The sequence below is a fragment of the Streptococcus mitis genome (assembly GCF_001579035.1).
Lineage (GTDB): Bacteria > Bacillota > Bacilli > Lactobacillales > Streptococcaceae > Streptococcus > Streptococcus mitis_J.
The window spans coordinates 11884-12631 of the sequence record NZ_KQ970290.1 but is presented as its reverse complement, the minus strand read 5'-3'; the positions used below and the strand labels follow the sequence as shown (position 1 = coordinate 12631).

The following is a 748-nucleotide window of genomic DNA, read 5'->3' as shown; positions in this document are numbered from 1 at the left end:
GACGATGGTGCAGTTGTTGGTGGTATCGGCTGGCTTGGAGACCAAGCTGTAACAATGGTTGGTATCCAAAAAGGCAAGAGTTTACAAGATAATCTCAAGCGGAATTTTGGTCAACCGCATCCAGAAGGCTACCGCAAGGCCCTACGTTTGATGAAACAGGCTGAAAAGTTTGGTCGTCCAGTTGTGACTTTTATCAATACTGCAGGTGCCTATCCTGGTGTGGGAGCGGAAGAACGTGGACAGGGAGAAGCTATTGCTCGCAATCTCATGGAAATGAGTGACCTGAAAGTTCCGATTATTGCTATCATTATCGGTGAAGGTGGTTCAGGTGGTGCTCTGGCTCTAGCCGTTGCGGACCGTGTTTGGATGCTGGAAAATTCTATTTATGCTATTCTCAGTCCAGAAGGTTTTGCTTCTATTCTATGGAAGGATGGCAGTCGTGCCATGGAAGCGGCAGAACTGATGAAAATCACTTCGCATGAGCTGTTAGAAATGGACGTGGTAGATAAGGTGATTTCTGAAGCAGGACTTTCTAGTAAAGAACTGATTAAGAGTATCAAAAAAGAACTCCAAGCTGAGCTAGCTCTACTTTCACAAAAACCGCTAGAAGAGTTGTTGGAAGAACGCTATCAACGATTTAGAAAATACTAATATTTCAGCATACGCAAAAACTAGAACTGGCAGTCAGTTCTAGTTTTTATGTACTCAATGAAAATCAAAGAGCAAACTAGGAAACTAGCCGCAGGCT

At 43.9% G+C, this 748-nt stretch carries 1 protein-coding gene; it reads left to right on the top strand.

Features of this window, described 5'->3' with window-relative positions:
* Positions 1-651 (top strand): acetyl-CoA carboxylase carboxyl transferase subunit alpha (locus SMIDD26_RS08225; protein WP_061439799.1); only part of this gene is annotated, 651 nt, incomplete at its 5' end.
* Between the last annotated feature and the right edge of the window lie 97 nt (positions 652-748).